At 71.0% G+C, this 7,083-nt stretch carries 9 protein-coding genes; 4 read left to right on the top strand and 5 right to left on the bottom strand.

The annotated features are described in order from the left end of the window. Positions 1-270: hypothetical protein (locus AC060K_RS07540; protein ID WP_483764810.1), on the top strand; the 270-nt coding region annotated here is incomplete at its 5' end. A gap of 109 nt (positions 271-379) precedes the next feature. Then, positions 380-808: a hypothetical protein gene (locus tag AC060K_RS07535; protein WP_483764809.1), complete on the top strand. Its 429-nt coding sequence runs from the start codon at positions 380-382 to the stop codon at positions 806-808. A gap of 172 nt (positions 809-980) precedes the next feature. On the opposite strand, the gene AC060K_RS07530 is transcribed toward AC060K_RS07535, so the two are convergent. Genes AC060K_RS07530 through AC060K_RS07520 form a run of 3 tightly spaced genes read right to left on the bottom strand, consistent with a single transcriptional unit; the run spans position 981 to position 3,732 of the window. After that, a complete protein-coding gene (locus tag AC060K_RS07530; protein ID WP_483764808.1) occupies positions 981-1,418 on the bottom strand; it encodes an NUDIX domain-containing protein in 438 nt (145 codons plus the stop codon). Further along, positions 1,415-2,668, bottom strand: a complete 1,254-nt coding sequence (locus AC060K_RS07525; protein ID WP_483764807.1) for a DegT/DnrJ/EryC1/StrS family aminotransferase — start codon at positions 2,666-2,668, stop codon at positions 1,415-1,417. The genes AC060K_RS07530 and AC060K_RS07525 overlap by 4 nt, the downstream gene beginning before the upstream one ends. Continuing rightward, positions 2,665-3,732: a Gfo/Idh/MocA family protein gene (locus tag AC060K_RS07520; RefSeq protein WP_483764806.1), complete on the bottom strand. Its 1,068-nt coding sequence runs from the start codon at positions 3,730-3,732 to the stop codon at positions 2,665-2,667. Before AC060K_RS07520 ends, AC060K_RS07525 begins: the two co-directional genes overlap by 4 nt. 129 nt (positions 3,733-3,861) lie before the next feature. Between AC060K_RS07520 and AC060K_RS07515 the strand changes: the two genes are divergently transcribed. Further along, positions 3,862-5,220, top strand: a complete 1,359-nt coding sequence (locus AC060K_RS07515) for a peptide deformylase (RefSeq protein ID WP_483764805.1) — start codon at positions 3,862-3,864, stop codon at positions 5,218-5,220. Between the two features lie 236 nt (positions 5,221-5,456). Here the strand turns inward: AC060K_RS07515 and AC060K_RS07510 are convergent, their stop codons facing one another. Both AC060K_RS07510 and AC060K_RS07505 read right to left on the bottom strand, forming a co-directional pair. Continuing rightward, complete coding sequence (locus tag AC060K_RS07510; protein WP_483764804.1) at positions 5,457-5,987, bottom strand: DUF305 domain-containing protein; 531 nt, start codon at positions 5,985-5,987, stop codon at positions 5,457-5,459. A gap of 96 nt (positions 5,988-6,083) precedes the next feature. After that, the gene (locus tag AC060K_RS07505) at positions 6,084-6,521 is read right to left on the bottom strand and encodes a hypothetical protein (protein ID WP_483764803.1); all 438 of its coding nucleotides are present in this window, start codon (positions 6,519-6,521) and stop codon (positions 6,084-6,086) included. Between the two features lie 115 nt (positions 6,522-6,636). Between AC060K_RS07505 and AC060K_RS07500 the strand changes: the two genes are divergently transcribed. Further along, positions 6,637-7,077 carry a hypothetical protein gene (locus AC060K_RS07500; protein WP_483764802.1) on the top strand — a complete coding sequence of 147 codons (441 nt, stop codon included), beginning with the start codon at positions 6,637-6,639 and terminating at the stop codon, positions 7,075-7,077. The last annotated feature ends 6 nt before the right edge of the window (positions 7,078-7,083 follow it).

Here is a 7,083-nt window from a genome sequence, read left to right as displayed (position 1 = left end):
GCCCGGCAGGTGGGCGGCACGGACGAGATGCCGATGCTGCAGGTCGGTGCCGCCGGCTTCGGGCCCGACGGCGCACGACTTGCCCAGCAGCTCGCCGACCGGGTCACGGCCTGGGCGCGGGACACCTCCGGCCGGATCGAGGTCTCGATCCAGGCGCGCCCTATCTCGGAAGCGACGGTAGCCGACGATGACGCGCTGCTCGTCGTCGACAAGACCGACCACGTGTTCGTGGTGACCGCCGCGCAGCAGCCTGCCGCCATCCACAGCTGACCGCGGCGGTCGGGCGACAAGTCCCTGAACCGGGAATGTCGTGTGATCGGCTGGCTATCGGTTCGACGAGCGGGCACTCAAGGTGCGGAGCCCTGGAGGATCCCACCTCGTGGTAGCCGACGGCGGTGGCCGGGCCGACAGGGTTTACTCGCGGGCCCGGCCACTGTCGTTGCTAGGCGTTCAGCGCCGTCCCGAAGTGGTCGACCAGGAGTTGGGTGACTTCGTCGCTGACGGGCTTCTCTCCGGGCAGGGCCCAGGCGTGGTCGTCGTGCTCGGTGAGCGTGACGTGGCCGTCGGTCAGATGCTGCAGGTCGGTGCCGCCGGCTTCGGGCCCGACGGCGCACGACTTGCCCAGCAGCTCGCCGACCGGGTCACGGCCTGGGCGCGGGACACCTCCGGCCGGATCGAGGTCTCGATCCAGGCGCGCCCTATCTCGGAAGCGACGGTAGCCGACGATGACGCGCTGCTCGTCGTCGACAAGACCGACCACGTGTTCGTGGTGACCGCCGCGCAGCAGCCTGCCGCCATCCACAGCTGACCGCGGCGGTCGGGCGACAAGTCCCTGAACCGGGAATGTCGTGTGATCGGCTGGCTATCGGTTCGACGAGCGGGCACTCAAGGTGCGGAGCCCTGGAGGATCCCACCTCGTGGTAGCCGACGGCGGTGGCCGGGCCGACAGGGTTTACTCGCGGGCCCGGCCACTGTCGTTGCTAGGCGTTCAGCGCCGTCCCGAAGTGGTCGACCAGGAGTTGGGTGACTTCGTCGCTGACGGGCTTCTCTCCGGGCAGGGCCCAGGCGTGGTCGTCGTGCTCGGTGAGCGTGACGTGGCCGTCGGTCACGGTGACGGCCCAGGTGTGCTGGCGGGTGTGCTTGCCGGAGCCGCTGGTGTAGTCGAAGGCGCCGAGGTAGTCGCCGACCTGGGCGATGGTGAGGCCGGTCTCTTCGGTGACTTCGCGGTGGAGGGCGTCGAGGAGGTTCTCGTCGTGCTCGACCTTGCCGGAGGGGAGTTCCCAGGTGCCGCCGCGGAAGTCGTCCTGGGGTCGGCGCAGGAGCAGTACCCGGCCGTTGCGGTGGATGAGGGCGCCGACGACTTGCTGCTGGACGCCGTCGGCGTGGTCGCGGGCGGTGAGCTCGTCGGTGCTCGTCATGCGTGCTCCTTGAGGTAGCGGTGGTTGGTGAGGACCTTGGTGATCCCCGCGGTGTAGGCCTCGGCGAGGGCGGCGTCGTCGTGGGGGACGGGCAGTTTGAGCGTGGTGCGGTGCAGGCGCTCGGCGTGGGGGAACTGCCCGTCACGATAGCGGGGCCAGTCCGCTCCGACCTGCGGGAACAGGATCTCGGGGCGCTGGAGGAGGGCGTGCTCGTTCATCGGTCGGGTCGAGCCGGGCTGGTCGATCTCGAGGAGTCCTTCTGCGAGCAGGGCGTCGAGGATCCGGTCGGGGGTGACGCCGATCGTGTCGGTGTCGATCGTCAGGGCGAGGGCGTACCAGGACGGCTCGACGCCGTCCGGGATGTGCGGCAGTACCAGGCCCGGGACGTCGCGCAGCCTGTCGAGCATCGTTGCGGCGATCTGTCGGCGTCCTGTGAGCCGGTCGTCGAGGTGGTTGAGCTGCTGGCCGGTGAGGGCTGCGGCCAGGGGGTGGATGCGCAGCTTGAGTCCCATGCCGGTGATGGCGAATGCGCTCAGCGGGTGTGTCTTCGGGATCTCGGTGCGGCACCGCTTGTTGTACTGGCCGTGCAGCAGGGCCCGGTAGTACACCTCGGTGTCGTCGGTCAGGACGAAACCGCCTTCGCCGGCCGACAGTGGCTTGGGGCCGTTCATGCTGAACGCCGAGACGGTCCCGAAGGACCCGATCTTCTGCCCGCCGGAGGTTGCGCCGTGGGCGTGCGACCCGTCCTCGACGAGGTACAGGCCACGGGTGCGCGCGATCCGTTCCAGGCGCTCGATCTGTGCGGGCACTCCCCACATGTGGGTGACGGCGATGGCTCGCGTCGCTGGGGTGATCGCGGCTTCGACGGTGTCGGGGTCGAGGTTGCCCAGGTCGTCGCAGTCGACCAGGACGGGCTTGACGCCGAGGTGGAACAGCGGGGTTGCGGTCGCATGGAAGGTGTACGCCGGGACGATCACCTCGTCGCCGGTGGTCAGGCCGAGGGCGGCGTAGGCGGAGTGCAGCGCGGCGGTGCCTGAGCTGGTCAGGACGGCGTAGCGGACGTCGAAGTAGGCGGCGAGCCGGTCCTCGAGGTCGGCGACGATCCCGGAGCGGTCGGGAATCGACACGTCGGCGTGGAGCTGGGTGGTGACGGCGGCGACGGTCTCGTCGTCGATCACGGGCCAGGGGACGTGCGGGGTCGGGCGGTGCAGCGTGGGCGTGCCACCGTGCAGGGCGAGCGGGCTGGTCATGCGAGGAGCTCCTTCGGGTCGACGACGATGCCGGTGGCGGCGGACAGGTACGCGGCGTGCACGACGGCGGCGTGGGACAGGTGCGCGTCGGGGCCGGACGGGTTGGGTCGCTGCCCGGCCAGGACGCGGCAGAAGTGGTCGAGCTGGGCGGCAGCGGCTGACGGCCAGGCGTTCTCCCGGGCCAGGGACTCCAGGACGGTGCCGTCGGTGTCCAGGCGCTGGACCTGGCCCCGTTCCAGGACGACCGACCCGCGGGTCCCGACGACGCGGATCTGTTCGGACTTGGGGGCCACGCACCGCGAGAGCAGCACCGTCCCGAAGAACCCGCTGTCGTAGGACAGCTGCAGCACGGCGGTGTCCTCGGCGTCGTACTCCAGGTCGGGCCGGGCGGTGGCGCTGGTCAGTGCCAGGACGGTGTCGGGCATCCCGAAGTACCACAGGAGCGTGTCGATCATGTGGTAGCCCATGTCGATGATGCAGCCACCCCCGGCCAGGGCGCGGTCCCCGCGCCACCCGGCTGCCGGGTCGACGGCCATCGTGTACGAGGCGTCGAACAGGAACACCTCGCCGATCTGGTCGAGGAGCTGGGGGACGGCCGCGTAGATCGGGTTGAACCTGCGCTGCAGGGTGAGCATGAGCTCGATGCCGGAGTCCTTGCACGCCTGGGCCAGCTCGCGGGCCTGGGCCAGGTCAGTCGCGAACGGCTTCTCCTTCAGGACGTGGACGCCGTTCGCGGCGGCTGCGAGCACGACGTCCCGGCCAGCGTGGTGGGGAACCGCGACGACGACGAAGTCGAGGTTCGTGCTGCTGAACAGGTCCTCGACGCTCGTGTAGCCGGGTACCTGGTACTCGGCCTCGACGATGGCGACGGCCTTGTCGTCCGGGTCGCACACTGCGACGAGGTCGACGGCGGGGCTGGCGGCGAGGGCCGGCAGGTGGTCCTCGCGGCCCTGCTTTCCGAGGCCGACCATCGCGGCACGCAGCCGCCCGGTCGTCTGCGGCTTGGGTCGGACAGGAAGGCGAGTGGTCGCCTGCCCGCGGGGGTCCAGGAGTGGTGACGTCATCGTTCGGTGCTCCTTCTCGTGGGGATGCTGTGTCCCCAGCAGAGCCCGTCCGGACCCTGTTCCCGTAGGCTGAGCCGCAGGTCACGCCACACTCACGCACGCTCACGCTCGGTCATTGACAGGGGACCCTTGAACGAGGACGCGACGCCCGAGGACGCCGACAGCGTCGACAACTTCGTGCTGGAGCTGGGCCGGTGGCGGGAGGTCCGCGGGTTGTCCCGCGCGGCCCTCGCCCGCCTCATGGGCTACCACCGCTCCTACATCTCGAAGGTCGCCAGCGGCAGCGAGCCAGCGTCCCGAGACTTCGCCAAGGCGGCCGACGACGTCCTCAACGCCGGTGGCGCGGTCGTACGCGCCTGGCAGGAACAGCACGCGCGGCCCACGCCTCGGCCGGCACGCCCCGTCGTGGTGCCCGAGAGCGCCGACCCGGCGAACGCGCTCCTCGTCGAGCACGACCACGCCACGCTCTCCTACGACGACGGCAGGTACCGCGCGACGATGCGCCGCCTGCTGCGCAACACCGGCACGCAGCCCATCACCCGCTACCACGACAGGGACGCGTTCAAGGAGGTCTGGCTCCAGTTCTCCGGCGAGCACCAGCACTTCCCGCTCTACCCCGGCCAGAGCACCTGGATCGAGTACACCTACACCGTCAGCGACATCAAGTGGGGCCACTGGTTCCAGCGCGCGGTCCGGCTACCGACCCAGCGGCTGTCGGTCATGCTCGACTTCCCCGCCGAGCTCGGACCGACGGTCTGGGGCCTGCACACCTCGATGTCCGCCGAGTCGATGCCCTTCCAGAACCCCATCCAGGAACGGGCCGACGGCGGACGAGTCACCTACTCCTGGTCCACCGAGGACCCGCCGCTGCACGCCCGCTACCGTCTCGAGTGGCACTTCGCCGCCCCCGCCGAACCAGCCCGCCAGGAGGCGACCATCACCCCGAGCGAGACCATGAGCCGCCTCGGCGTCGTCCAGGACGGCGACCCGATCCTGCGGCGCACCGCACGCCGCTTCACCCTGCCCGACGACGCCGAGGACGCCCGCCGCGTCATGACCGAGCTCGCCTCCGCAGCCCGCCGGATCGCCGGCGCACACACCTTCGGCAAGGGCATGGGCGTCGCCGCACCCCAGGTCGGGATCGACCGAGCCGCAGCCGTCGTCGCACCCCCAGGCGCCACCGAGGCCGTCACCCTGCTCAACCCCGAGATCGTCGAAACCAGCGCCGAGACCGACGAGCAGTACGAAGGCTGCCTCAGCTTCTTCGACGTCCGCTGCCTCGTACCGCGACCGCTGGTGATCCACGTCCGGCACACCGACATCACCGGAGCCGAGCGCATCACCGTGTTCGAGCGCGGCATGGCCCGCCTGGTCGCCCACGAGATCGACCACCTCAACGGCGTCCTGTGCAAGGACCACCTCCGCCCCGGAGTCGAGCCGATCCCCGTCGAGCGCTACCGCGGCACAGGCTCCAACTGGTCGTACTAGGAGTCGAACGGATGTTCCATCCCCCGGCTACTGGCTGTAGAGTCAGCGCCGTGAGCCGGCAGATGCCCCTCCGGGGGCTCCGCGGCGAGAGTGGGCGGGTGTAGAACCTCGCGACAAGGGAGTCCGGCGCGGCAGAGAAGAAGCCCAAGAACGCCGCCCTCTCATCACGTGCTTCTGCACATCCACCACAAGCCGCCGGGCCCGGCCGCTCAGCACGGCCGGGCCCGGGCCACGGTTCACTCCGCGAGCAGAGCCTCCATCTCCTCGATCTCGGCCGTCTGGGTCTCGATGACGGACTCCGCCAGCGCGATCGCCTCGGGGTCGGCGCCCTCGGCCACCTCCGTCTCGGCCATGGCCACGGCGCCCTCGTGGTGCTCGATCATCTGCTCGAGGAACAGGTCGCGGGCGGTGGCGGCGTCCGCGTCGGCGAGGGCCTTCAGGTCGTCCTCGCTCAGCATGCCGTCCATGCCGTGGCCCATCGCGGCGTGGTCGCCGGCGTCGGCGCCCCACTCCTCGAGGAAGCCTTCCAGCTGCTCGATCTCGGGCGCCTGCGCGGCCTTGATCTGGGCTGCCAGGTCGGCGATCTCGGGGTCGAGCCCTGGCTTGGCGGCCATCAGGTCGGCCATCTCGACGGCCTGCTCGTGGTGCGGGATCATCATCTGCGCGAACATGACGTCCGCGTCGTTGGAGCCTCCGCCGGCCGAGCCGCAGGCGGCCACCCCCAGCATGGTGGTGAATGCGAACAGGGTCGTCAACGTGCGCTTCATGAAAACTGCCTCTCGAAAAGATCGTCGTCGGTGATCGCCCTCAGGGCGCGCTGCAGGTGCCGACGCCCCTGCGGGGTGCCGGCCTCCGGCGGGCTCCTACGTCCGGCTGATCCCGAGCGCGACGAGCGACGGGCCCGCGACGGGCGCGAGCCGGGGAGGCCCGGGCGGCGCAAGAGCACCGACAGCGAGCAGGGGCACTCCCCAGGGGAGCGCGCGGCGGCGCGGCCGGGCGGCGCCGACGACGGAGACCAGGATCATGAGGCACATCGCCGTGAACACGGCGTCCGATCCGCAGCCGTCGTGGCACGGGCCGTGGCCCGGGTCCGCCGCCGTCTCGCCCGGGTCGGCCACGGCGGCTGCCACGGACGTGGCCGGGTGCTCGACGCCCGCCCTGTGGTGCGGCGAGCCGTTCATCGCGTGCATGACGACGACGCCGAGCACCAGGCACGCCACCAGCGCCACGAGCGCAGCGCGGTGCCACGTCCTGGCGTCCGCGGGCAGCAGCCTACGAACACGCGCTCGTTCGATCGTCACCCGTCCGCTCTCATCCGGTCTGTCGTCGCCGCGATCCTAGCCACGTCGCTGTGGGGCACCAAGCCGGAGCCCGACGCCGGACCGCCGTCGGCCCACCGGCTACGCTGCACCGGTCATGCAGGCGATCACCGCACTCCGACCGTTCCTCCCCGCACCGCGGCGAGGAACGCTCGCCGCGCTCCTGATCGCCGTCGTGGTCGCCAGCCTGGTGTCGATGCACTCCTTGTGCGGAGCGCTGAGCGCCGGCGCCTCGGTGCACACCGCCCACCATCATGCGGCAGAGCTGCAGACCACGCACGGCCCGGCGGCTGAGCCGCACGACCACGCCCACGCACACGACCACCAGCACCAGCACCAGCACCAGGACGGCTGCGAGTGTCACGGCACCACGTCCACCTGCCTGATGGTGCTCGCGAGTCTCCCCGCCCTGACCACACCGTCCGTCTGCACCGTCGACGGGCCGACGACGTCGCTCGCCCACCGGCCGCCGCCCACCACCGGCGAGCGGACGGCGGGCCAGCCGTCCCTGCACGCCCTGGGCATCTCCCGGACGTAGGAGCGG

The organism is Antribacter sp. NEAU-D49, from assembly GCF_057158775.1.
Note: the sequence above shows the minus strand (reverse complement) of the source record. Positions and strands in the feature narration are given on the sequence as shown.

Coding starts and splice junctions, on each gene's coding strand:
- AC060K_RS07530 (WP_483764808.1), bottom strand. CDS start 1,418: ATGACGAGCACCGACGAGCTCACCGCCCGCGACCACGCCGACGGCGTC.
- AC060K_RS07525 (WP_483764807.1), bottom strand. CDS start 2,668: ATGACCAGCCCGCTCGCCCTGCACGGTGGCACGCCCACGCTGCACCGC.
- AC060K_RS07520 (WP_483764806.1), bottom strand. CDS start 3,732: ATGACGTCACCACTCCTGGACCCCCGCGGGCAGGCGACCACTCGCCTT.
- AC060K_RS07510 (WP_483764804.1), bottom strand. CDS start 5,987: ATGAAGCGCACGTTGACGACCCTGTTCGCATTCACCACCATGCTGGGG.
- AC060K_RS07500 (WP_483764802.1), top strand. CDS start 6,637: ATGCAGGCGATCACCGCACTCCGACCGTTCCTCCCCGCACCGCGGCGA.